This window comes from Methanothermococcus okinawensis IH1, assembly GCF_000179575.2.
Lineage (GTDB): Archaea > AGJL01 > Methanococci > Methanococcales > Methanococcaceae > Methanofervidicoccus > Methanofervidicoccus okinawensis.
The window spans coordinates 44193-69154 of sequence record NC_015636.1; the positions used below are offsets into that span (position 1 = coordinate 44193).

At 28.5% G+C, this 24962-nt stretch carries 22 protein-coding genes and 1 pseudogene; 12 read left to right on the top strand and 11 right to left on the bottom strand.

The window, feature by feature from the left end; all coding sequences use genetic code 11:
* Positions 1-21: 21 nt before the first annotated feature.
* The 9 genes from METOK_RS00245 to galU form a co-directional block, all read right to left on the bottom strand.
* Positions 22-660 carry a class I SAM-dependent methyltransferase gene (locus METOK_RS00245; RefSeq protein WP_013866233.1) on the bottom strand — a complete coding sequence of 213 codons (639 nt, stop codon included), beginning with the start codon at positions 658-660 and terminating at the stop codon, positions 22-24.
* A gap of 26 nt (positions 661-686) precedes the next feature.
* Positions 687-1706 carry a glycosyltransferase family 4 protein gene (locus METOK_RS00250; protein ID WP_013866234.1) on the bottom strand — a complete coding sequence of 340 codons (1020 nt, stop codon included), beginning with the start codon at positions 1704-1706 and terminating at the stop codon, positions 687-689.
* Positions 1703-2692 (bottom strand): class I SAM-dependent methyltransferase, encoded by a 990-nt coding sequence (locus METOK_RS00255; RefSeq protein ID WP_013866235.1) that lies wholly within the window; start codon positions 2690-2692, stop codon positions 1703-1705. Before METOK_RS00255 ends, METOK_RS00250 begins: the two co-directional genes overlap by 4 nt.
* Positions 2693-2718: 26 nt before the next feature.
* The gene (locus METOK_RS00260) at positions 2719-3891 is read right to left on the bottom strand and encodes a glycosyltransferase family 9 protein (RefSeq protein WP_013866236.1); all 1173 of its coding nucleotides are present in this window, start codon (positions 3889-3891) and stop codon (positions 2719-2721) included.
* Positions 3873-5807 (bottom strand): asparagine synthase (glutamine-hydrolyzing), encoded by a 1935-nt coding sequence (gene asnB / locus METOK_RS00265; protein WP_013866237.1) that lies wholly within the window; start codon positions 5805-5807, stop codon positions 3873-3875. Before asnB ends, METOK_RS00260 begins: the two co-directional genes overlap by 19 nt.
* 27 nt (positions 5808-5834) lie before the next feature.
* Positions 5835-6815, bottom strand: a complete 981-nt coding sequence (locus tag METOK_RS00270; protein ID WP_013866238.1) for an NAD-dependent epimerase/dehydratase family protein — start codon at positions 6813-6815, stop codon at positions 5835-5837.
* Complete coding sequence (locus METOK_RS00275) at positions 6812-9550, bottom strand: nucleotide sugar dehydrogenase (protein WP_048057807.1); 2739 nt, start codon at positions 9548-9550, stop codon at positions 6812-6814. The genes METOK_RS00270 and METOK_RS00275 overlap by 4 nt, the downstream gene beginning before the upstream one ends.
* 38 nt (positions 9551-9588) lie before the next feature.
* Complete coding sequence (locus tag METOK_RS00280) at positions 9589-10506, bottom strand: SDR family oxidoreductase (RefSeq protein ID WP_048057808.1); 918 nt, start codon at positions 10504-10506, stop codon at positions 9589-9591.
* Between the two features lie 91 nt (positions 10507-10597).
* Positions 10598-11455, bottom strand: coding sequence for a UTP--glucose-1-phosphate uridylyltransferase GalU (gene galU, locus METOK_RS00285; RefSeq protein ID WP_048057970.1), 858 nt, complete (start codon positions 11453-11455; stop codon positions 10598-10600).
* A 534-nt stretch (positions 11456-11989) separates the two neighbouring features.
* Here galU and prf1 point away from each other — a divergent pair.
* Positions 11990-13249 (top strand): peptide chain release factor aRF-1, encoded by a 1260-nt coding sequence (gene prf1 / locus METOK_RS00290; protein ID WP_013866242.1) that lies wholly within the window; start codon positions 11990-11992, stop codon positions 13247-13249.
* A gap of 47 nt (positions 13250-13296) precedes the next feature.
* On the opposite strand, the gene METOK_RS00295 is transcribed toward prf1, so the two are convergent.
* Positions 13297-14106 carry a hypothetical protein gene (locus tag METOK_RS00295; protein WP_013866243.1) on the bottom strand — a complete coding sequence of 270 codons (810 nt, stop codon included), beginning with the start codon at positions 14104-14106 and terminating at the stop codon, positions 13297-13299.
* A 209-nt stretch (positions 14107-14315) separates the two neighbouring features.
* On the opposite strand from METOK_RS00295, the gene cfbB reads away from it, so the two are divergent.
* From cfbB to METOK_RS00315, 4 genes and pseudogenes are all read left to right on the top strand, one after another.
* On the top strand, positions 14316-15692 hold the full coding sequence (gene cfbB / locus METOK_RS00300; RefSeq protein WP_013866244.1) for a Ni-sirohydrochlorin a,c-diamide synthase: 1377 nt from the start codon (positions 14316-14318) through the stop codon (positions 15690-15692).
* A gap of 173 nt (positions 15693-15865) precedes the next feature.
* On the top strand, positions 15866-16837 hold the full coding sequence (locus tag METOK_RS00305) for a DNA integrity scanning protein DisA nucleotide-binding domain protein (RefSeq protein ID WP_013866245.1): 972 nt from the start codon (positions 15866-15868) through the stop codon (positions 16835-16837).
* A gap of 102 nt (positions 16838-16939) precedes the next feature.
* Positions 16940-18193, top strand: a complete 1254-nt coding sequence (hacA, locus tag METOK_RS00310; protein ID WP_013866246.1) for a homoaconitase large subunit — start codon at positions 16940-16942, stop codon at positions 18191-18193.
* A 108-nt stretch (positions 18194-18301) separates the two neighbouring features.
* Positions 18302-18714, top strand: a pseudogene (locus tag METOK_RS00315) (acylphosphatase).
* A gap of 285 nt (positions 18715-18999) precedes the next feature.
* Here METOK_RS00315 and METOK_RS00320 read toward each other — a convergent pair.
* Complete coding sequence (locus METOK_RS00320; RefSeq protein ID WP_013866248.1) at positions 19000-19530, bottom strand: class I SAM-dependent methyltransferase; 531 nt, start codon at positions 19528-19530, stop codon at positions 19000-19002.
* Positions 19531-19798: 268 nt separating this feature from the next.
* Between METOK_RS00320 and METOK_RS00325 the strand changes: the two genes are divergently transcribed.
* From METOK_RS00325 to METOK_RS00345, 7 genes are all read left to right on the top strand, one after another.
* On the top strand, positions 19799-21199 hold the full coding sequence (locus METOK_RS00325; RefSeq protein WP_013866249.1) for a tetratricopeptide repeat protein: 1401 nt from the start codon (positions 19799-19801) through the stop codon (positions 21197-21199).
* Positions 21200-21364: 165 nt separating this feature from the next.
* Positions 21365-21526, top strand: coding sequence for a hypothetical protein (locus METOK_RS08585; protein WP_013866250.1), 162 nt, complete (start codon positions 21365-21367; stop codon positions 21524-21526).
* 85 nt (positions 21527-21611) lie between these two features.
* A complete protein-coding gene (locus METOK_RS08590; protein WP_013866251.1) occupies positions 21612-21770 on the top strand; it encodes a hypothetical protein in 159 nt (52 codons plus the stop codon).
* Positions 21771-21860: 90 nt separating this feature from the next.
* Positions 21861-22481: a radical SAM protein gene (locus METOK_RS00330; RefSeq protein WP_013866252.1), complete on the top strand. Its 621-nt coding sequence runs from the start codon at positions 21861-21863 to the stop codon at positions 22479-22481.
* Positions 22482-22664: 183 nt separating this feature from the next.
* Positions 22665-23234 (top strand): hypothetical protein, encoded by a 570-nt coding sequence (locus METOK_RS00335; protein ID WP_013866253.1) that lies wholly within the window; start codon positions 22665-22667, stop codon positions 23232-23234.
* 226 nt (positions 23235-23460) lie between these two features.
* The gene (locus METOK_RS00340) at positions 23461-23949 is read left to right on the top strand and encodes a MogA/MoaB family molybdenum cofactor biosynthesis protein (RefSeq protein WP_013866254.1); all 489 of its coding nucleotides are present in this window, start codon (positions 23461-23463) and stop codon (positions 23947-23949) included.
* 14 nt (positions 23950-23963) lie between these two features.
* On the top strand, positions 23964-24848 hold the full coding sequence (locus tag METOK_RS00345; protein ID WP_048057809.1) for a radical SAM protein: 885 nt from the start codon (positions 23964-23966) through the stop codon (positions 24846-24848).
* Positions 24849-24962 lie beyond the last annotated feature (114 nt).

Genomic DNA, 24962 nt, shown 5'->3' on the forward strand with positions numbered 1-24962 from the left:
AGTTTAATAAATATAAGATTTTTATTTTCTCACCCTACAAACTACAATCAAAGATGGAGCAAATCTTGGAAAAAATGACGAGATAAATTTCTCTAAATTGCCTTTAAAACCACCATATTCATCTTTTATTGTATATTTAAATTCTAAAATTTCAAAACCTTTTCGCAATAATAAATTATCTAATAACATTTTTGAAAAACCAATAACATGCCCATATTTTATTTCAGCATTTCTATCTACCCAATAAGGAGATTCTTGTCCAAATAGTGCATGTCTTAATATATATCTTAATGAAAACATATTGGGTGTTGTGAGTACCAATATACCATTTTCATTTAAAAATCCACTTATATTATCCAAAAACACCCCGGGATTTTCCAAATGTTCTATTAACTCCCCTGCAATAATTACATCGAATTTTTTATTTAATTTCATCAAATTTTTTAACTCTTGGACATCGTCATATATTACATTATATCCCTTTTCTTTTAATTTATTTATCCTATCTTTATCAATATCAAGACCCCAAACTTCCTTAGAATTTTTTATTATAAAATTGTGGAGTGATGAAAATTCTACTTTTTTATTTTCTCCCAAAAAACCAACATCTAAAACTACCTTATTTTGAATATATTTCTTAATTATTTTATTTCGACCCATTTTTTCACCAGATATAGGTTTATCTCTTATTTTATTGATTGTCTAATTTTTCTTATCCATTCACCAATATTCTCTAAATCACTTATGATAAGTTCCTTATTGTTATTTGCTTCAGGTAATCCTCCCCTATTACTTGCTATTACTGGAATCCCTAAATAGTTAGCCTCCAATACAATTCTCCCAAATGCTTCATTCCATCGAGACGGCATCAGGATTAATTTAGATACTTTATAAATTTCCATGACATTCTTTTGGTATGGTATGAATAATATATTTCCTTTTTTAAATTTTTTATGGTAAGGCCCTACAATTAAAAATTTTTCATCAGGCATTTTTTTTGCTATCTTTAAAACGATATCATAACCCTTCATGGCATTTTCTCCGCCTATAAATGTGATATATACTTGATTTTCTTTCTTCATGGCAGTTTTGTCGAGATGAGAATAACAAATATCAGGATAAATAATTTCAGAATCTAATCCATACTTTTTTTTAAGCAAATTATGCATAAATTTTGAATTGGATATTATTTTATGTGCATTTTTAAGTGCAATAATGTTTTTAACTTTATAATACCGTATTGCTGGAAATTCAATTACTGTTTTAAGAGTTTTTAAAATTTTTCTAAATCCTTTTTCATAATTATGAAACTCATTTAGGTTGAGCTCATCCCTTAAATAATATGTGTATTTTATACTATGTTTGATACAAAATTCGGCTACTATTGGGGCAATTAGAGTTTGAGTCAAAACTTCACTCTTTTTAATACTATTAATATACATATTTAATATATTCCAAATATATCGTTTATTAAATAATAAACCATAAAATCTTAAAATAGATGGAAATTGTAATTTTAAACCGTAGTTTATTCCTGACACCCCATCTATGTTAAATTTCCCTTTTGAATAGTATTCATCAAAACAAATTACAAAAACATTATATCCATTTTTTTGATATTTTTTTAATTCCTGCATTATGGACTTTTCAGCACCTCCTGGGAATGATGGGAAATACCATGATATCAGATAAATATTTTTATTCATTTTTTCACCGCAATTACTAAAATTGACGGTCCTTTTCCTTTTTTGCATCTCCAATTATCCACAGAATTAAAGGGTTTCCATAAAATATTGCATAATTTAAATACAATGGAATCAATACCAACAAACTCTTTACCTTCTTTTGATGTTTCATTTCTTAAATTATCTCTTATATTTTCCCTAATTTTTAGTAACTTTTTTTTACCTACAATATATTTAAGATTATAAAACAAAAACTGTTTAAAGGACAGATATATATGAAACAATATATTTCCAGCAGTATCTCCATAATATGTCTCTAAATAGACCATATCAAAACCATGCTTTTTTAACATTTTTTCAATACTGTCTGGCGAGTAATAAAATAAATGTGCAGGAGGGGACAGCCATTCCCAATATTTTCCACAGATTTTAAATTCCCATGAATCAATATTTGGTAAAGTTAGTACTAATATACCTTTTCTTTTTAAGACCGTATTTATTCCATTTAATATTTCATTTTGATTGGTAAGATGTTCTAAAACATCCAACAAAACAACAACATCAAAATACTCTTTTTTATTGATAAAACTAGATTGAAGGAAATCTACATTTTCAATATTAATTCCAAAATATTTTTTTGCATTATTACATGCTTTTTCTGACAGCTCGACACCATAGGGGACAAACCCTTGTTTTTTGGCTTCATTTAAAAAAAAACCATGAGATGCCCCTATTTCCAAGATTTTTGCATCTGAGCTCAGCCCATATTTGGATAATAAACTCAAAATTTTATTGGCTTTTTTTATCAATTTTATTTTTTGATATTCTGGCACTGCATATTCTATATTATAGTATCTATTTAAATCTTCTTCCGTTGGCAAAGGATTTATAAATACCAAACCACAATCCTTGCATTTTACAAGATGGTAATATTTTGATAAATCATCTTTTTTTAAAATTGTTTTATAATTTTTATTATTGCATAAGGGGCAATTAATTCTATCCATGGCATCACCAGTTTATAATCTCTAAGTTAATAAAACTCTCCTTTTTCAAAAAACCCATAAATTTTATTTTTAACTTCTTCGACAGGTATCGCCTTCAACCCGTTAATTTCTTTATTTATATATTCGTATTCATAATTATAAAACTTTTTTAAGGGTTTAAAATCATGATACCATAAATAATCGTATATTTTATATTTCTTAAAGTTTTTTGGTAATCTATAAAGTGGATTTACTGGACCAAACAACGCTAGCGTCGGAGCTCCCATTAAAAATGCAAAATGCATTGGACCACTATCAGAAGTAATAAATAAATCCGCAAATTTTAAAAAATAAAATGCTTCTTTGAGTTTTAACTTTCCAGCAACACTTTTAATATATATGCCTTTCTCATTCAACTTTTTCTGGATATATTCAACTGATTTTAGCGAATCTGGTCCCCCATAAAGAACAATATTAAAATCACCATGTATTTTTTCTATCAATTCAATATAATTATCGTCATCCCATTTTCTTGATTTCCACAATACAAATGGATTTATTATAACTGTTTTTTTATCACTGTCCAATTTTAAATCATCAAATGCTTTTTTTGCATTTCTTTTTACATCCTCTGAATAATCGATATCTATAAGTTTCTCTTCTAAGTCATTAATACCTAAGCTCTTAGCTATTTTAAGAGACATATTCCAAAAATGTTCATTTTTAGTAAATCTGAGATTATCTTTTTTTAATCTGAAATTTGCCAGTATTTTCCAACCTGCTAAATATCCTAATTTGTATTTTGGGTTTAATAATTCTAAATATATTGTTTGATTTATACATCGATTCATTATTATTCCTAAATCGTAGTTTTCTTTTCTTAATTTATAAAACTCCTTCATTAAACTAAAAATCCCCCCATTGACTACAATTATTTTATCCAATTCATGTACATTATCAAATATATCTTTATCAGTTATCAAGTGTATTTCTGCATTAGGAAAATGTTTTCTGAGAGTCTTTATAAAAGGAGTATCCATTATCAAATCCCCTAATCCCATAGGTTTTACACATATTAAAGCGATTTTTTTAAACGATTTGGCATACTCTATATTTTTTTTAGGAGTTATTGTATATTTAATATAAAATAGGAGCTCTGTAAATTTAACAATTATATATTTTATATAATTCAACATTTGTTTTATTGCGTATTTATCCATCTTTCCCACCATTTAGCAAATAAAAACAACCTAATTTTATAAATGGAGCATATTTTATTATCTTTTATTGCATTTTTGATATATTTTTGATTTAACCCAAAAATCTTGTTTTTATAAAATTTAGCAAGAGATTTCAACCCAAGGGCCTCTAAAATATTAAGTCCATTTTCTAAAAAACCTCTATATTTATCATCCAATATCCATTTATCCAGCGGTGGCTCAAAACCTCCTTTTCCTCTATTAACTATCTCATCAGGCAAAATGTCCTTAATAATCTTTCGCATTAGTTTTTTTGTTTTAAAGAAATCTACTTTATATTCATTTGGGATTTTTTGGCTAAATTCTGCAAATCTATAATCTAAAAATGGACTTCTAACTTCCAATGCATTTGCCATCGAAGCCCTATCTACTTTAACTAAAAAATTATCAGATAATGTTCTAAATAACAAGTCAAAAACTCTAATAGATTCCGATAATTGACTATTAGTTTTATTTAAGCAGTATTTTAAATTTTTTTCTATCCAAATTTTACCATTACTGGAAATAATAAAATCTCCGTCAAGTAATTCGGAGTAAAATTTTTCATAATTTTTAATTAAGGATAACTTAATAGCTTCTTTAATTAAATAAAAAGTAGGATTTTTTTTTAGTAAATTATTGTTCAATATGTTAAAAAATATCATTCTAACAGATATGGGGATTTTTTTTAAATATTCTATTCTTTTGCTAATTAGATGAAATTTATATCCTCCAAAAACCTCATCCCCTCCATCACCACTTAAACACACCGTAACAAATTGTTTTGCCATTTCAGAAACTTTATATGTTGGAAATCCGCTATAATCTCCAAAAGGTTCATCATAAATCCAGCTATATTTATCAATGAGCTCTTCAAAATCTTCCTCTTTAAAATAATGGTGGTGATGATTTGTTTTAAAATAGTCCTTGACTATGTTTATATAGGGTGTTTCATCGTATTTTCCCTCAAATCCTATGGAGAAAGTATGTAAATTTTTTAAATCTGTATATTCTTTCATAACCCCAACAACAGTGGAGCTATCCAACCCGCCGCTTAAAAATGCACCAACTGGAACATCTGAACGCATTCTTAGTTTAACGGCATCATATAATAGCTTTTTACCCTCTTCAATCAATTTATTTTTATCATGAATTGGATTATATTGTGGGAGCTCCCAATAATAATTTTTTTTAATCTCTTTACTATTTAAATCAAATATTAAATTTTGCCTACTTTCTAATTTAAAAACATTTTTATAGATGGAATATGGAGAAGGAATAAATCCTAATGCAAAATACAATCCGACAGCATCTTTATTAATATTTTCCTTTTTATTTACTGGTTTAACTGATATTATTCCTTTTAATTCAGAAGAAAATATAAATTCTTTGGAGTTTTCATTAAAATAATAATAAAAAGGTTTTATTCCTAATCTATCCCTTGAACAAAAAATTATATTTTTCCGTTTATCAAAGATACAAAATGCCCACATTCCATTAAATTCTTTTACACAGTCAAAACCAAATTTAGCATACAATTTTAAAATAATTTCTGTATCCGTCCCTGTTTCAGTTTTTAAATGGTATTTTTCTTTCAATTCTAAATAATTATAAACTTCCCCATTATAGGCAATAACTATATCGGCATTATTTAGGTCGTTGTCGTTATAAATAATTTTATCATTTTCAACAACATATCCCATAGGTTGATGTCCCTTTTCCGATAAGTCTAAAATCGATAATCTCACATGTCCCAATCCAACAGAATAATCTATACCATTATAAACAAAAACTCCATCATCATCAGGCCCCCTATGTTTTATGGATTCATTCATGGAGCTGAGCTCATCTATTTCAATATCTCCATTAAATCTAATCATGCCATTGATTCCACACATTATTCCACCAGAACTCATAATTTATATTTATGTTTTTAACAACCATTCTTTATTTTCCAAAAACCAATTGCAAAACCTTTTTAGCCCTTCCTCAATAGAAACCTTTGGACTATAATTTAACAATTTCCTGCTTTTACTTAAATCTGCATAGGTTCTTAAAACATCCCCATCCTGCATAGGCAAAAAATTCTTTTCTGCACTTTTATTGAGATATTGTTCTATGAGCTCTACAAAATACATCAACTTAATAGGTCGTGAGTTCCCCAAATTAAAAATTTCATAATCAAAATCCTTTTTAATAGCTGAATTTATCCCATCTACGACATCCGATATATAGGTAAAATCTCTCTCCATATTTCCATAATTATATATATCAATAGGTTCATTTGATATTATTTTCTTTGCAAATTTAAAATATGCCATATCAGGTCTTCCATACTCACCATAAACTGTGAAAAATCTTAACCCTGTCATCTTTATGCCGTATAGGTGGTGGTAAGTGTATGCCATTAATTCATTTGATTTTTTTGTTGCAGCATACAAAGAAACAGGTTTATCTACATTATCGTCTTCACTGAATGGAATCTTTTTATTCCCTCCATAAACCGACGATGAAGAAGCATAAACCACCTTCTCTATATTCAACTTTCTAGCGAGCTCATATATATTTAATGTTCCCAATATATTTGATGATTCATAAGCCCAAGGATTTTCCAAAGAATATCTCACACCAGCCTGAGCTCCAAGATGTATTATTAAATCAATATCCTTATTTTTTAAATTATTGACTAAATCATGCCAATTAGAAAAATCCATTTTAATAAAGTTGTAATTTTCATAATTTTTTAATATATCATTTCTTTTTTCCTTTAAAATAGGATTGTAATAATTATTTAGATTATCAATTCCTATTATCTGAATATCATTATAATTTTCCAACAGATATTTGCTTAAATGAAATCCGATAAATCCAGCACTTCCAGTTATTAAAATATTTTTATATTTCATCTCCTACCTACCCCATAATATTCAAATCCTAATTTCTTTATTCTATCTCTATCGATAATATTTCTACCGTCAAATACAACTTTATTTTTAACCAATTTATTTATTTTTTCCCAATCTTCATTATTAAAATCATATTCTGTGGTAATTATAATAGCATCGGCATCTTTTACGGTTTCGTATAAATTATCCAATATATATAAGTTATATCCATAAAATGCTTTTGATTTATCTAACTTATATCTATTAATGGTATTTTCTCTCGCTTTCTCAACATAATCGAATCCTTTAACTACTGCACCATCTTTTAAAAGTAAATCTATTAATTTTATACCTCGACTTTCTCTTAAATCATCGGTATTTGGTTTAAATGCCAAACCCAACACTGCGAAGGTTTTTTGATTTATATCTTTGTTATAATAATTTTTAATTTTATCGAAGAACCAGATTATTTGCTCTTCATTTACTTCATCGGTGGCTTTAATCAATTTTGGAGATATATTGTTGTTTTCAAACTGTTTTATAAGTGCTTTAACATCTTTCGGGAAGCAGTTATGAACTAACAATCCATAAGAAGATATTAGCAAATTATTATCTGTTTCTACACTATATACCTCTCCATTATAATATTCTCTTTCAATGGATTTAACCTTCAACGATGCATAGTTATCAGATTTTTTATAACCAACAGGTTTTATATTCCTTTTATAATTATCTGCAATTTCTTTGTAGTTATTCCATTTATCCCCAAATAATTCTCCGATTTTTTTAACCTGATTTAATCCGTTTATTCTTATAATATATGTCAATGTAGTGCTTTTGTTATTGTGGCATCTTTTTAGTGATGTAATGATGCCGAATGATTGCAATAATACCATCAAAGAATTTGCCAATTTTTTACTTACTGTTCCATATTCAATATTTAAATTTTTATTATTGTTTAGTTTAACAATACCACCATCTCCTCTTAAAATACCTTTTAAGAATTCCCATTTAATATTTGATGGTGAATTAAATATCTGCGGTGGTATCTGCTTGTTATAACAATTATTTCCGCATTTTAATACCTTTTCGAATATATATGCCAACAATTTTGAAGATATTATTATGGCATGAGAACCATTTTTAATCTTTTCGATGTAATTTATATCCAATTTATTCAATATGTTTTTAACATCGTTGATATATTCCTCCTCATGAGCTCCGAATGAGAAACCCATTCTTTTTCTAACATTACCTTTTTTATTACAATCCTCTGAAATCCAACCTTCTGCTAAGTAATACCCTATCAATCTAGCAAAATCGCCATCTATTTTTATAACCGATGGAATTGTTGTAGATTTGCTTCTAACGGTGAATAGCCTATTTGAATTATGGTTATATTTATTTAATATGCTTCTTATAGGTAGCATATCCTTTACTCTCACCGTTCCATTCTTCTTTATATCATAGATATACTTGTTCGATAGGTGAGCTCTTATATTATCAAATTCATTCAACACCATATTTTTATTATTTAAAAATGTTTTTTCAATTAATGGTGTATTTTTTATTTCTTCCAATACATCGATTGTAATGATATTATTAATATTATTGCTGTTATTATTATTTTTATTACAATTACTATTAAATTCTCCATTAGGTAGTGCTATTTCATCCCTTTCTTTAACATCTTCTGCCAATTTAATATGTAGTTTATTTCCATTCAATACAACGATAGGGTGGTCTTTTGTTATTTTTATTTCTCTTCCCATCGAAGTTTTTAAAACAATTAAATCATCGGAATAATCTCTTTTTGTTATTAATTTTAGATTTACCAAATCCAATTTTAAATCTTTATTAATAGATAATATTTTTACGCTTCTATTATTGTTTTTACTGAGCTCGTCAAATAATTCTTTAAATGTCATACATTCCAATCCATTTCCAAAATCTACAAATATTACTTCATCAGGATGGAAACAGCTCCCTCCATAGCCTATTCCAGCGTTTAAAAACTTGTTTCCAATTCTTTTATCGATGCCCATGGCTTTACTTATAGTTTTTATATCTGCACCAACTTCATCGGATAACTTTGAGAGCTCATTTACAAAGGAAATTTTTGTTGCCAAAAATGCATTGGATGCATATTTTATCATCTCAGCACTTTCCCAATCGGTAATTATAAACGGAGTGTTGTTAAAATTGCCATAAACCTTTTTCATAATCTCTATTGGTTTTTTGTTCTCTAAATTTTCAAAGCCCAATACAATTCTCTCAGGATTAAAGAAATCATGAACTGCAATTCCTTCTCTTAAAAATTCTGGATTTGAAACTATATCAACATTATAATCTTTTAATAATGCTTTAATCTTTCTATTTGTCCCAACAGGAACTGTGGATTTTATAACAATAATTTTATAGTGCTCATTATCCAATATTTTTTTAATGGATTCCGTAGCTGAATAAATAAATCTTAAATCTGCATTTCCTTCATCATCCTGCGGTGTTCCCACGCATAAAAATATAACATCAGAATCCTTTATCTCTTCGTATGATGTTGTAAATTTTAATTTATTTCCAACATGTTTTTGTAGGAGCTCATCCAACCCATCCTCATACAATGGACATTTACCATTATTTAGATGTTTTACCTTGGTTTCATCTATATCTATACCTACGACATCAAATCCAAATTCTGCTAAACCTACACTTTGAATTAATCCAACATATCCTGTTCCAATTACTGATATTTTCATACTATCACCAATAAAATATTTAATAGTATCATATTTCATTATAAGCTTTTCATCCAATCAACAGTCCTTTTAATACCTTCTTCTAAATTCACAGTAGGTTTCCATCCGAGCTCCTTTGCCCTATTTATATTTAGTGCTATTCTATAAACCTCGCCTTCTCTCGGTTTATCATATATCGGTTTGTACTTGTAATTCAATTCCCTTGCGATTACATCAAATAACTCATTAACTGATGTTTCTTTTCCAGTTCCTATATTTACAATTTCATTTTTCCAATTTAGAGCCATTAAATTTGCATTTGCCACATCTCCAACATAAACAAAGTCTCTTGTCTGATTTCCATCCCCAAATATTGTAGGTCTTTGATTTTTCATGATTTTATCTATAAATATACTTATTACTCCTGCCTCTCCCATTGGGTCTTGTCTCTCTCCAAATACATTTGCATATCTTAAAATCGTGTAATTTAATCCGTATAATCTATTATATAATTTTATGTATTCCTCCCCGCAATATTTACTCATTCCATAGGGACATAACGGAGCTACGGGGTGCTTTTCATCAACAGGCATATAATGTGGCTCACCATATACTGCCCCTCCCGATGATGCAAATATAATTTTTTTAACATCATACTGCCTTATTTTTTCAAGTAGATTAATAGTTCCTAAAATATTTATATTTCCATCATAAACTGGTTTTTCAACGGATGTTCTAACATTTATCTGGGCTGCATGATGTATAACCACATCAATACCTTCAAGATTTAAGTCATTATCGCGGATATCTTTATTTATAAATTCAATATTTTTATTATTATTTTTATTGTTAGAAATATTCCTAAAATTTCCAGTGCTCAAATTATCCAAAACAACAACTTCATGATTGTTATTTAAAAATTTATCAACAATATGACTTCCAATAAATCCTGCCCCACCAGTAATTAAAACTTTCACATTATCACCATAAAAATTAATAAAATAGGATATATTAATAGGATATATTAATATCATTTATTCAATTCAATATTATTTTAATATTATTTTGCTACATTATTTTATCTTTGATAATCCCTTTCAAATAATCTCTAAATTCAGGCATTTTTTCTAATGCTATTTCAACATTAGCCTTTAACCACCCCTCAATATCCCCAATATCGTATCTTTTGCAATTTACTTCAACCCCTATTATTTTTTCATCTTTTAAAAGGGATCTTAAGGCATCGGTTAATTGGATTTCCCCACCTTTTCCTGTTTTTGTATTTTTTAAATGTTTGAAAATATTAGGCGATAGCAAATAAGCACCAGTTATTATTAAATTTGATGGAGCTTCCTCAACTGATGGTTTTTCAACTAAATTATCTATTTCAAAAATGCCTTTTTCAATCTCATTTCCAGATATTACTCCATATTTATAAACTATTTCCTTTGGAACTCTTTCAAGCAAAATTACAGAACATTTATATTTATCATATACTTCAAGCATTTTTTTTACGACATTTTGGGAATATATCGTATCTCCAACCATGGCTAAAAAATACTCTTTTCCAACAAATTCTTTTCCGCAGTATATAGCATCTCCAAGTCCTTTCTGTTCCTTCTGTCTGGTGTAATATATATTTGCAAGATTGTCGATTTTTCTAACCATATTCAGTAATTCCTTTTTCCCGCTGTTTTTTAACTTCTCCTCCAATTCAAAATTCTTATCAAAATGGTTTTCTATGGCACTTTTTCCTTTTCCCGTAATTATTAAAATATTATTAACACCTGCATCGGATAAATCTTCGATTACATACTGTATAATGGGTTTATCCACAACCGTAAGCATTTCCTTTGGTTTGGCTTTTGTAACGGGTAATAATCTTGTTCCAAAACCCGCCGCAGGTATTACCGCTTTTTTTATCATTTTTCTCATCATACCACCATAATCATTAAACTTTATATATATTGTTGTATTATTGCTTTAATTACTTTCCATTATCATTATTATCTTTTAACTAAACTATTTATTATTTTCGAAAAAATAATATAGGATTAAAAATCCAAAACTATATATATAATTTTTAACTAATTATTGCTAAATTGGTGAGTAGATGAAAACAAAAATAAATATAAAAACAACATCTATGCAGTTATTTAGATTTATATAGGTCTTTTTTAAGTTTATAATTCCAATTTGAACTAAATTAATTTATATTTATATTTAAATATATAGAATATATTATAATATTAATATTATGATATAATTTATTACCATACTTTTTTAATTTTTATTACATTAAATATAACAATATATGCGTGATAAATTAAAAGTTATAAAATTAGTCAAAATTATCAAAAAAATATCTAAAATTAGCTAAAAGTTTAATTTAAAAATTTTAAAGCAATATTAATAATATTAAAAGTGTTAAAATAATCATTAATAATTAAGGTGATTTCAATGAGTAATTCGGCAACTGATACATATATATTCAAAAAGGCGTTAAAGGAACTAAAAAACAAAAAAGGAAAAGGAACGGAATTAATAAGCCTATATATTCCAGCGGGAAAAAGACTTTCTGATGTGGGACAGTATTTAAGAGAGGAGCTCTCACAATCTTCAAATATTAAAAGTAAAACAACAAGAAAAAATGTCCAATCGGCGATTGAGGTAATATTGCAGCGATTAAAACTTTTAAAAGAACCCCTTGAAAAAGGAGTAATTATATTTGCTGGAATGATTCCGAGGGGAGGTCCTGGAACTGAGAAAATGGAAACCTATGTATTGGAACCACCTGAACCTGTAAAAACATTTGTATATAGGTGTGATTCTCAATTTTATACAGAACCGTTGGAGGATTTTATTCAGGAGAAGGATATATATGGGATTATACTTATTGACAGAAATGAAGCTACCCTTGCTCTTGTTAAAGGAAAAAACATTCAAATCTTAAAAAGATTAACAAGTGGAGTTCCTGGAAAATTCAAAGCAGGAGGTCAGTCTGCTAGAAGGCTTGAAAGACTTATTGATGACGCTGCAAATCAATTCATGGTAAGAGTGGGGGAATATGCAAACGAGGCTTTTTTACCATTACTTCAAGAAAAAAAATTAAAAGGAATTCTTGTTGGAGGTCCTGGAAACACAAAAAACGAATTTGTAAATAAGGATTATTTGCATCATGAATTAAAAAAGATAATATTGGAAACCTACGATTTATGTTATACCGAGGAGTTCGGAGTTAGGGAACTTTTAGATAAGGCATCAGGTCTTTTAAGAGATTTAGACTTAATGAAGGAAAAAGAAGTTGTCCAAAAATTCTTTAAAGAACTCATAAAAGAGGATGGAGGTCTTGCGGCGTATGGTGAAAAAGAGGTTATGAAATATCTTGAAATGGGGGCAGTCGATACACTTATTATTACAGATAATATCAATATGTCGAGAGTAACGATAAGATGTAATAATTGTGATTATATGGAAGAGATGAATATAAAAAATGAAGATATTCCAAAATTAGAAGAATCTCTAAAAACAAAAACCTGTCCAAAATGTGGAGGTATGCTTTATATCGATAAAATAGAGGACATAATAGAATATTTTGCAAGATTGTGTGATGAATCAGGAGCTAATTTGAGAATAGTTTCAACAGATACTGAAGAGGGAAGCCAAATATACAAAGCATTTAAGGGCATTGCGGCTATATTGAGATATAGATTAGATTAAATTAAAATGCCCCATTATGCTATCTAATATTTAATCATTCTATTATTTTAAATATTTTCAATATCTTCAATGGTATTAACATTATACTCTTTAACTAAATCATATATCCTTTTTTTTCCATATTTCGCATATTTTTCAACTATTAAATCAACTATATCAATAATTTCATCTTCTGTTTTAACATTTGAAATATGTCTCCCCATCTTTGGAAATTTTCCCCCTTTTCCACCAACATATATAGCCATTACCTTTTCTTTAACATGTAGAGCTCCGCAAAGTTTAAGGCATTCTCCTGTTCCAATACATTTTTCAGATATTGTATGAGCTCTCCAATTTGGAGCTCCTGCTTCACAGAATTCTTCACATTTTCCACAACCTGAACAATTCTTATAATCCATACCTATGATATAACGAAATATAATACCTATATCGCAGAATTTAGCCCATGCACAATCATTTGGACAGGCACTTATATTTATTTTTAATTTTTTTGGAACCCATATTCCTTCAAATTCGTTGTGCAATCTTTCCGCTATACTTATGGCATCTCCAATGGAGTTTTGACATTCCAAACCAATACATGACTTAACCTGCCTTATACGCTTTCCAGTGGAGCCTAATTTAAGACCTGATTCATTTAATAGTTTTTCTGCATCTTCAAGATACTCATGTTTTATTTTTAATTCTATGCCTTGCCTATTTGTTATGTGAGCTCTACCATCACCATAGTGATTTGCAACATGGGATATAGTATCCAATTGTTTAGATGTAATATATCCTGGTTTTAGAGATATTCTTATCATAAAACCGTCCTTTTTTGGAAGAACTCCAAATTTGTAATTTTGGTCGCAGAACATTTTATTCCACCAAATTATATGAAATTCTTTAAATTATATTCCATTCTATATCTTTATAAATATTCAATAAATGTATATATAAAAAACTTTAATACATAAAATAAATAAAAAATATTTAAAAATTAAATTAGAATTAAAATTAAACTAAAATAAATTAAAATAAATTAAAATTAAATTAGATTTAATATTATAAAAAATAAAGGGATATTATGAAAGACTTTAAACGAGTTGTATTAGCTGGAACTTCTTCAATGGTAGGGAAAACCACCATATCAACAGGAATAATGAAGGCTCTTTCAAAAAAATACAATGTCCAGCCTTATAAAATAGGACCAGATTATATAGACCCAACATACCATACATTAGCCACAGGGAATTACAGTAGAAATTTAGACTCATTTTTTATGGAGGATTATCAAATTAGGGAATTATTTAAAAGAAATTCTAAAAATAAGGATATAAGTATTATAGAAGGAGTTAGAGGATTATATGAGGGCATATCTCCATATAACGATGTAGGAAGCACAGCATCAGTTTCAAAATCATTAAATGCTCCTGTAATATTAATAATGGATGCGAGGAGTTTAACTAGAAGTGCAGCCGCAATTATAAAAGGATTTAAAAGTTTTGATGAGCATGTTAATATTCAAGGCGTTATATTTAACAAAATAAGAGGAAAAAATCACTATAAAAAATTGAAAGATGCAGTAAAACATTATATTCCAGATATAGAAATAATTGGGGCAATACCAAGGGATGAAAAACTTGAAGTATCTCAAAGACATTTGGGGCTTGTTCCAACGCCTGAAAATAGAGATAATATCAATAAAAATATAGATATGTGGGGGCATGTAGTTGAAGAATATCTTGATTTGGACAAAATCGTAGAAATAAGTGAAAAAAGTGAAAATAATGAGCTCGGTAGTAACTATTATAACAATAACCATTATAATGATTTTTTACTCTGGAATGTAAATAAAAACAGATGCACCATTGGAATAGCTTATGATGAGGTATTTAATTTCTATTATTGGGATAATTTCGATGCATTGGAGGAAAATGGAGCAAAACTTAAATTTTTTAGCCCTTTAAATGATGAATCTATTCCAAATTGTGATATTCTTTATTTTGGGGGGGGGTATCCAGAAATATTTGCAAATGAATTGAATAAAAATAAATCAATGATTGAATCTATAAGAAACTTTGATGGTAAAATATACGGGGAATGCGGGGGATTGATGTATTTAACCAACTCCATAAATGGCATTGAAATGTTGAAAATGTTAAACTGCGATGCTATAATGACTAAAAATGTTCAAGGTTTAAGTTATGTTAATGGCACATTTATACATGACTGCCCAACTGGAAAAATTGGTGGTAAATTCAGAGCTCATGAATTCCATTATTCGAAACTAATAAATATAAAAGAAAAATTATTTGCATATAAAATAAATAGGGGAAAAGGTATAATAAATAATATGGATGGGATATTATCCAATAATGGGAGAATACTTGGGGGATATGCCCATCAACATTGTGTAGGAAACCCATATTTCGCTTCTTCCATTGTGGAGGATTTAAAATAAATAATACTTAATAATACTAAATATTATAATATAATAATAACAATACATTGAGGTTGATGGTAATGATAGGTAAAAATAAATAATAATATATGAGGATGAATGTATATAAATATATAATAAACAAAAATGGGTTATTAAAAATAGATTATTACTAAGGATTGGTTGGTGGCTTGATGGACAGGATTAAATCAATTTTAAAATATGGATATAAATTAGCTATCGATGTAAATGCAGATATATTTTTAATATTTACAGAAACAGGTAAAACATACGACATATTTAAAGAGTATGTGGAATCTGTTGAACATCTTCAAAGTACGGTAGAATATGGCAATAATAATTCTACCGATGAAAGAGATTGTAAGGGGCGTGTTAGCCGTAATTTAAAAATAATCGTTTCTACACCAAATGAGGATACATATTTTAATCTTAAAAATGAAAAACGAATAATACCTATACTAATGAATTATCGAAACAAAAATAAAGCTACAATGATAAAACAGGGGGTTATAAAACTATTCGAGAATAACCTTATAAAAAAAGGTGATTTAATAGTGGCAGTATTAGGACTTCCAAAAGTTTCAGGTGGGACTAATTCCATAACCTTAATTGAGGTAAATACTTATAACCCTATATTAAAATTCTACCAATATATAAATTCCATAGAAAAAATTGAAGGAATGGTCATAAGTGAAATATTGGATATTGCCATGGAGCTCGCTGTGGAAGGTAGGGAAGGGAAACCCGTAGGAACCATATTTGTTATAGGTGATACTGAAAAAGTGCTTAAAATGTCAAGTCAGCTTATACTGAATCCGTTTAAGTGTCACGATGCAATAATATTTGATAAAAAAGTAAAAGGAACAATAAAGGAGCTCTCTACAATAGATGGTGCATTTATTATTACTGAAAAGGGGGAGGTAAAATCTGCTGGAAGATACATAGAATGTATTGGTGGTAATTTAAATCTTCCACTTGGTCTCGGAGCTCGACATTATGCAGCTGCGGCTATCTCAAAACATACCGATGCAATAGCCATTACAGTTTCTGAAAGTGGTGGAATAATTAGAGTTTTTAAAGATGGAGAAATACTTGTAGAAATAAATCCAAATAAATTGGATGATGAAAATTCTTATATATATTAAATTAAACTAAATTAAATTATTAATTTATGACCATTGAACTGTAAATTTTATAATTTTATAATTACGATTTTATATTGGTAAATCTAAAAAAAGAGGAAAAATATGACATTAGCAGAGAAAATTTTATCAAAAAAATTAGGAAAAAAGGTTTATGCAGGAGATACCATAGAAATAAATATCGATTTGGCAATGACGCATGATGGAACTACGCCACTTTCAGCAAAGGCATTTAAACAGATAGCCGATAAAGTATGGGATAATAAAAAAATAGTAATAGTTTTTGACCACAATGTTCCAGCAAATACGGCAAAAGCTGCAAACATGCAAAAAATAACAAGAGAATTTATAAAAGAACAGGATATAATACACCATTATTTTGAAGGTGAAGGGATTTGCCACCAAGTCCTTCCTGAAAAGGGACATGTAAAACCAAACATGGTAATTGCAGGAGGAGACAGTCATACATGCACTTATGGAGCATTTGGAGCTTTTTCCACAGGATTTGGAGCAACAGATATGGGATACATATTTGCAACAGGAAAAACATGGATGAAAGTCCCAAAAACCATAAGGGTAAATGTAAATGGAAAAAATGAAAAAATTAGTGGAAAAGATATTATTTTAAGAATCTGCAAAGAGGTTGGAAGAAGAGGAGCTACATATATGGCTCTTGAATATGGTGGAGAAGCCATTAAAAATCTAAAAATGGAAGATAGAATGGTTCTGAGCAATATGGCTATCGAGATGGGTGGAAAGGTTGGAATTATTGAAGCTGATGATATAACATACAATTATTTAAAAAATAGGATTTCTGAAAAGGAACTACTAACTTTAAAAAAGAATAGAATTACAGTGGATGAAAATGAAGATTATTATAAGGTAATAGATATAGATATAACCAATATGGAAGAGCAAATAGCCTGCCCGCACCATCCAGATAATGTAAAACCTGTTTCAGAAGTGAGTGGAACTCATATTGACCAGGTGTTTATAGGTTCATGCACAAATGGAAGATTAAATGATTTAAGAATAGCTGCAAAGTATTTAAAGGGAAAAAAAGTTCATGAGGGTGTGAGATTGATTGTAATACCTGCATCAAAGTCGATACTTAAACAGGCTTTAAAAGAAGGTTTAATTGATATATTTGTTGATGCCGGAGCTCTCATCTGCACGCCAGGATGTGGTCCATGTTTAGGAGCTCATCAAGGTGTTTTAGCAGATGGGGATGTTTGTTTATCAACGACAAATAGAAACTTTAAAGGAAGAATGGGTAATGTAAATGCTGAAATATATTTATCATCTCCAAAAATTGCAGCAATAAGTGCTGTTAAGGGATATATATCAAATGAAGAATAATTATAAAATTGATAAATAATATTTAAATTTAAATATAAAAGTTTATATACATTTATTAACATATTCAATCGTTATAGGTTATAATTTATGGATTATTTTGGTGAGAATATGGCTACAACCTATGAATTAAAGATATATGGAAAAGTTCAGCATGTAGGACTTAGAGGTAGAATAGAAAATATTGAAGGGGTTTAGGAATTGATGGGGTGGTATATAATTACGAAGATGGACAATTAAGGATTTTAGCAAATTTTGATGACGAAGAAATAAAAGACTTTTTTAAGAAAAGCATTAAGTTTTTGGAAAAAAAGACAATTTAATTAGGATAGAAGGAATCGAAGAAAAAGAACTAAATGCGTTTATTGAATTTCCAAAAGGCATTAACCGAATATCAGCAGATGATTTAATAGAACTTAATAAAAAATTAGATGAAGGGGGTTAAATATATTAAAATGATATTTGGGGTTTTGGATGAAGTTAAAAAAGGTCAGGAAATATTAATTAGCAGTCAAATGAGTTAGTCAATAGTCAGAGGGAACTATTGGAGGGACAGAAAGAACTATTGAAAGGACAGAATGAAATGAAAGAGATATCAATAAAAATTGAACAGAAACTTTAAGATTTAATTTTTTCTTTTATTGCTACAACACCAATATAACATCCAAAGTTCTTTAAAAAACTTTTATAAAGGAATGTGTCTATAAAAGAATTGGTGATATTTGTTCCAAATGTGTATTTTATATGAAAACCATATTTATCAAGTGCCTTAATGACATCGTCTAAATTATAAAACTTCGTTTTTACCTTTATTTTTTTCCAGCTATAACTTTTACAATCTCTCCTTTTTTATTTTTAACAGCTTTTTTAGTATTTTTTATACCTTTTCGCATTAGGGCTTTAATTATCCATCTTATATCATAGACATTTGCAACTGTGAATATTAAAATTCCATCGTTTTTTAATACGCGTCTTATCTCTTTCAGAGCTCGGTTAAGTTGCACATGATTCAGAGCTCCGAAAAATGATATTACACAATCAAAAGTTTTACTCTTAAATGGGATATTTTCTACATTACCTACTACAATAAATTTATTTGTTTTGCTATGTGCTATTTTTGCCATTTTTAGGGATATATCAAGACCTATTGCAGTATTATTCAATTTTTGTAATTGCTCGCCTGTTCCGCATCCAATATCAAGAACCAAATAATCCTTTTTAATTTCGTTTTTTATTATTATATTTTCTATTTCCCTCATCCATCTTAATTTTCTTCCATAATACAAATTATTGTATTCATTTGCTAAATTATCATAATATTCTACCAACTTTCTATTCATATTTTCAACTTTTAACTTTCTACTTTATATAATAAATAATAATATATATAGATACATAACAATATATAGATATGCCTAAATAATTATACCAAAATATTAACAATACTTAATAATATTTAATAATAATTACAAAATTATTGTTATTAACCTTTTTTTATTAATGATATAGTTAATTTTAAATATTAGATGTATATTTATTTTTAGTGTTATTATATTATTCTTTAAATTATAAAAAAATCACCAAAATATCTAAAATATAGGTGACACCATGAATAAAAATGCAAAAATTATAGTGGGTATCATATGTATTATAGCCACTGTTGCTTTGGCAATTAACGCATATTCAACATATACATCAAAGGCAACAGCAATAAAATATACAAATGAAGCAATACCCATAGTAAGAGACGCAATAGCAAACGACAACATGACGGAATATCAAGAAGCAGAAAGTTTATTAAAAAAAGCTATTAACGCCGACCCAAATTATCCTTGGGCTTGGTATAACTTAGCAAATGTATATATAAATCAAGACCATTTCCATCACTACGATAAATACCCATACCACACTTATGAACAGGATGGATTATCTGACGAACAAAAATACTACGATGAAGGAATCCATGCAGCTAAAAAGTTCATGGAACTAATGCCTGAGGCAAAAGCATTAGGTCTTGTAAGAATTGGAGATGCAAATTACTTCTACTACGATAGTTATCCAGATAGAAAAAATAAAGTATTACCACCTTATTTTGAAGCATCAAAAAACATAAAAGTTCTTGAAAAATACGGTGGAAAAGGAGCCGTATCTACATTATATGCTAACATAGCAAGAACCTATTTGGCTATGGACGAATTCCCAAAGGCTCTTGAATATTACAATAAATCTGCCGAAGTAGTTCCAGAAGGTCCAGCATACGAGCACTATATATGGTCATATATAATAAATGCAGAATTCGGAAATTCAGATTATAAAACAGCAAATTACTTCTGTCATAAATTCGTAGATGAATACGGTCCAAAAGAAGATTGGACAATGGATTTAGGAATGATGCCAACAGCAGTTTCAGCTTATGAATTAGGTAAATATGATGAAGTTCTAAAAATGTGCAATGGCATATTCGATTATGACTCAGAATCCGCATACACAGGAGAAGCAAATAGATATATTGCAATGGTAGATATGAAAAAAGGTAAAAAAGAAGATGCCATAAAACACCTTATGAAAAATGTTGAATTCTCCACAAGCATGACTCCTGAGGCTGGAGATGATGCTCCAGCAGATATTCCAGTTGGATACTATGAAAGAGGGTTAGCATATTACTATCTTGGAGAATACACCGGAAATAAAACATACTATCAAAAAGCTTTAAAAGATTTCGAATACTTAGCAAACAATAAAAATGTCAGCGATAGAATTATTGCCCATGAAAACTATTATTTCTTAGGAACTGAAATGGCTGCATTTACCAGTGCTAAATTAGGAAATAATGAAGATGCAGTTAAATATGCTAAAAAGGCTGTTTATGAGCTAAACAACGATAAACTCCAACTTGTTGGATGGAATAAATACTTTGGAAAATATGCAAATAATATATATGAGCTCGCAAAAGAAGGCAAGTTATCCAATAGCCCACTCCCTTCATTCCTGTATCAGGTAGAACATTAATTAATAATCTTTTATTTAAATTCTATTTAATTTTATATTATTTTTAGGAAAATTAATAATATTTATTCTTAAATTTTTAAAAAAACTGCTATTAAGTTAATATAGGAAACTTTATATATTATAAAATAAACATTATTATATGTAAAATTAACGAGGTGATAATCCATGTGTGCACCAATTGCAATAACAACCGGATACGGAGCTCCTACATTAGGAATGGTATTGCCACAACTAATGGGTATGGTAATATTAGGAGTTGCAGGTATAGCAGCTTTAATATCAGCAAGAGCTCCAGAAACTACAAAAAATACAGCAGTTGAGGCTTAAATGCCTTAATGTTTTGTTTTAAAGAGCTATATAATATTAAATATATTAAAACAAAAACCTATAAAGGGATAAGAGGTGATAAACCATGTGTGCACCAGTTTCAGCAACAGTAGGTGTTACTGCATCAACATTAGCAACAGCATTTTCAGTAGCACAAATCTTAGGTATTTCAGTATTATTAGGTGCTGTGTTATTGGCAGTAAAAGGTTCAAAATCAAAAGTAGTAGAAGCTACTGCCCAGTAAAATAATTAAATAACTAATTTTTTATTTTTTTTATACACACATATTACTAAAATTTTATTGAATAGTTATAAAATTTATTATCGGGAAATCATGATATCACTGTTGATAAAACCAAAAGTATTACAGATTGAAACTACCAACGATTGTAATAGTAATTGCAAAATATGTATGAGAAGTTATTTAAAACGTCCAGTAGGCTACATGAATTTCGAAGACTTTAAAAAATTACCACTGAAAGATTTTAATGAGGTAGCATTACACGGTTGGGGAGAATGTTTATTACATCCTGATTTGTTTAAAATGGTGTCCTATGTTCATTCTCTCGGAGTAAAAACAAGTTTATGCTCTAATGGAACATTGTTGGATAAAAGATTAGATGAACTTCTTAATAGTGGATTGGATGAAATTGCATTTGGAATATATTCACTAGAAGGTAAGGATAAAGTTATTGAAAACATAAGAATGCTTGTTGAAGAAGCAAAAAGAAATAATAATCCAATTAAAACATATATCGACATTACAATGTTTAAGGATAACTTGGAAAATATTCCTGAAATTATAGATAAAGGTATAGATATCGGTGTTAGTGGAATAGTATTGCATAGACTTTTTGACATATATGGTGTTGATGACAGTATTAAATATGGTTTAAATAGCAAAGAAGAAAAAAATTTACAAGGGAAATTGTTGAAAAATATAAAGGTAAAATAAATGTATATCCACCTTTGCCCCATACAACACCATGTAGAATATTATTAAATTGCATGTTTGTAAAATGGGATTGCCAACAATCTCCATGTGTATATCTTACCAACGATTCATTAGGCGATGCACGAACTACATATTCTGAATTAAGAAAACGGCATATAATGTTTATAAAAAAGGTGAAAAAAAATGACATCTGTAAGCAATGTATCTGGTAATGTTTCTACATCAGCCTTTATAAAATTTGCAATAGCATTTGTGCTTGCATGCTGTGGATATTATATAAGTATCTTAATGGGTGGTGAAGCTTCACTTTCTTCATGGATACATGCTCCTTTTTTAGGACCTGCAATATTTGGGGGAATCCAATGGATATTTTGGGTAGTTTTAGGAAAAGAGTTATGTGGAAAATACTATGGAATTGTAATTGCATTGTTAATGGCAGGATTTTATTTAATGGTTCAGCCATGGTTTAATATTGTATCCCCTACCTGGTATAGCATAGTAGGTGTAATATCTGCTATTGTATTAGGTTATTTAACCGAAAAATACAACGGTGCTGTGGGACTTGCATCTTTTGTGATTATAAATTGGGCTTGTTTTGCTGGATTAGCACAATACCCAACATGGAGCTCAGCCTATACATATTCAGGATTAGGAATTGCATTTGTTTTAAGCATCGTCTCAGGATATGTTGGGGATATTGTTGCTAAATATATTGCAAAATATTTAAAACCTCATTTGGAATCTTACCTATAAGACCAAATAATTTTATATTTATTTTTTAAATTTTTATTATTTTTTTCTTTTTAATTATTTTTCAACACTTTTTTATTTTTAGTTTTTTATTTAGTTTCTATTTATTTTTTATCTCCATTATTATTCATATAAATATATAAATTAAGATACTATAAAATATAAGAAAAACTATTATTATATTATAATATTTATATAATCCCTTTATAACCCACGGTGGTGAAATATAATGCATAAAGGACTGGATAATGTAAAATATGCTGTAATAACTGTAAGTGATAGTAGATTTAATGAGCTCCTATGTGGAAAAGATATCGAGGATAAATCAGGAGATTATTTAAGGAACGAATTAAAGGCTCAATATTATGCACTAATTCCAGATAACAGGGATATGTTAAAAGGATTAATAAACCATATAATAGATTTTTTTGATATAGATTGCATTGTAATCACCGGGGGAACGGGTATATCAAATAGGGATAACACACCCGATGTATTGAGCGAGTTATTTGAGAAGGAGCTCTATGGATTTAAAATAGCATTCCATAATTTAAGCTATAATGAAGTAGGGTATGCAACAGTTCTTTCAAGAGCAACTGCGGGAATTTACCGAAATAAAGTAATATACGCACTACCTGGCTCATTAAATGCCTGTAAAACTGCAATTAATATTATAAAAAAAGAAACTGGTCATATTATAAGACACCTATTGGAATAGTTATGGGTGAGATATTGAAAATTGTTCTTAGAAATGAAATTTGCGACAGATTAGAATCTATTGTGAAAAATTTAAAGGTATCAAAACACTGTATAGGTTGCGAAGGGCTTGATTTAAATAATAAAAATCCATACCATCACCCATCAATAGAAATAACCCAAAAGTGCGAACATAACTGCATATTTTGTTATTCAAAGTTGGTAAAAATAAAACCGGGAATTTATGGAATTGACCCCAACAATCCAGATACCAAAGGACATACCGCTATAACAATTAGTCAATATGGAGAACCGCTTACCTATCCAGATAAGGTTAAAAAGGCTATAAAATTTACAAAATCATTAAATTTAAGGTGTGATTTGCAGACTAATGGGGTTAATTTGAATGAAGAGTTAATAAAAGAATTTAAGGAAATAGGGCTTGATATTGTAATGATAAGTTTAAGTGCTTCAAAACCTGAAACTCATAAGATTATTACAAATTCAGACACCTTTGAAAAGGTTTTAAATAATATACAAATAGCATCGAAGTATATATATACCATTGTAAGATGTGTATATATTCCAAATTTTAATGAAAATGAACTTACTGAATTAGCAGAGATATTAAATAATAACACGAATGTTAAAGAGATTATGGTTCATCAATTAATCGTTCATGATAAAAATTTAAAGGATTTAAAAAATATAGGAAATATAGATATGGTTGGAAAGATTAGAGACCTTCTCTTACTTGTTGATGAAATGAAAAAGAGAGCTCCGAATATTAACATTACAATAAAGGGATGTCTTTTAGTTAATTTAAAAGGTATGGATGGTTTTATGCTAAACTCTATAACTTCTGACTGTTTTGCAGATGTGCCAGAAATTAAAAGGGAACATTATCCATTTATATTATAAATAACTAATTATTATTAAAAATAAAATAAATATATAAAATTATAATAAATTAGTTAAATTTTAAATTATTAAAAATTATATTAATAGGATAAAAAAATAAAATAAGAAAGAAAT

Bases quoted from the DNA above. Each gene is read 5' to 3' on its own strand.
- prf1 (WP_013866242.1), top strand. From the start codon at position 11,990: ATGAGTAATTCGGCAACTGATACATATATATTCAAAAAGGCGTTAAAG.
- METOK_RS00320 (WP_013866248.1), bottom strand. From the start codon at position 19,530: ATGAATAGAAAGTTGGTAGAATATTATGATAATTTAGCAAATGAATAC.
- METOK_RS00325 (WP_013866249.1), top strand. From the start codon at position 19,799: ATGAATAAAAATGCAAAAATTATAGTGGGTATCATATGTATTATAGCC.
- hacA (WP_013866246.1), top strand. From the start codon at position 16,940: ATGACATTAGCAGAGAAAATTTTATCAAAAAAATTAGGAAAAAAGGTT.
- METOK_RS00250 (WP_013866234.1), bottom strand. From the start codon at position 1,706: ATGAATAAAAATATTTATCTGATATCATGGTATTTCCCATCATTCCCA.
- cfbB (WP_013866244.1), top strand. From the start codon at position 14,316: ATGAAAGACTTTAAACGAGTTGTATTAGCTGGAACTTCTTCAATGGTA.
- METOK_RS00340 (WP_013866254.1), top strand. From the start codon at position 23,461: ATGCATAAAGGACTGGATAATGTAAAATATGCTGTAATAACTGTAAGT.
- galU (WP_048057970.1), bottom strand. From the start codon at position 11,455: ATGATAAAAAAAGCGGTAATACCTGCGGCGGGTTTTGGAACAAGATTA.
- METOK_RS00305 (WP_013866245.1), top strand. From the start codon at position 15,866: ATGGACAGGATTAAATCAATTTTAAAATATGGATATAAATTAGCTATC.
- METOK_RS08585 (WP_013866250.1), top strand. From the start codon at position 21,365: ATGTGTGCACCAATTGCAATAACAACCGGATACGGAGCTCCTACATTA.
- METOK_RS00255 (WP_013866235.1), bottom strand. From the start codon at position 2,692: ATGGATAGAATTAATTGCCCCTTATGCAATAATAAAAATTATAAAACA.
- METOK_RS00335 (WP_013866253.1), top strand. From the start codon at position 22,665: ATGACATCTGTAAGCAATGTATCTGGTAATGTTTCTACATCAGCCTTT.
- asnB (WP_013866237.1), bottom strand. From the start codon at position 5,807: ATGTGTGGAATCAATGGCATGATTAGATTTAATGGAGATATTGAAATA.
- METOK_RS00270 (WP_013866238.1), bottom strand. From the start codon at position 6,815: ATGAAATATAAAAATATTTTAATAACTGGAAGTGCTGGATTTATCGGA.
- METOK_RS00330 (WP_013866252.1), top strand. From the start codon at position 21,861: ATGATATCACTGTTGATAAAACCAAAAGTATTACAGATTGAAACTACC.
- METOK_RS00295 (WP_013866243.1), bottom strand. From the start codon at position 14,106: ATGTTCTGCGACCAAAATTACAAATTTGGAGTTCTTCCAAAAAAGGAC.
- METOK_RS08590 (WP_013866251.1), top strand. From the start codon at position 21,612: ATGTGTGCACCAGTTTCAGCAACAGTAGGTGTTACTGCATCAACATTA.
- METOK_RS00275 (WP_048057807.1), bottom strand. From the start codon at position 9,550: ATGAAAATATCAGTAATTGGAACAGGATATGTTGGATTAATTCAAAGT.
- METOK_RS00245 (WP_013866233.1), bottom strand. From the start codon at position 660: ATGGGTCGAAATAAAATAATTAAGAAATATATTCAAAATAAGGTAGTT.
- METOK_RS00260 (WP_013866236.1), bottom strand. From the start codon at position 3,891: ATGGATAAATACGCAATAAAACAAATGTTGAATTATATAAAATATATA.